Genomic DNA, 234 nt, shown 5'->3' on the forward strand with positions numbered 1-234 from the left:
CGGCGCGCCCCCTATCCCCCGCCCGCCGAGCAGGGGGGGAACCCCGATCTCGCCCCCGAGCTCAAGAAGGATCGGTGGGCCGACCAGAGCCTCGCCGGCCCGCAGACCGTCGCCGTGATCTTCGACAAGTCGGCCACCCGGACGCGCGGCTCGTACGCCGTCGGTATCCCCGGCCTCGGCGGCACGCCGCTCATCCTCCCCTCGGGGAGCAGCCAGCACGGCGGGAAGGAGTCG

1 pseudogene is annotated in these 234 nt (G+C 74.8%); it reads left to right on the forward strand.

Annotated features, from left to right (window positions below):
- A pseudogene (locus tag KVS71_RS19050) lies at positions 1-234 on the forward strand (ornithine carbamoyltransferase); the annotation flags it as partial.

The sequence above is a fragment of the Microbacterium sp. GbtcB4 genome, assembly GCF_019091465.1.
Lineage (GTDB): Bacteria > Actinomycetota > Actinomycetes > Actinomycetales > Microbacteriaceae > Microbacterium > Microbacterium paraoxydans.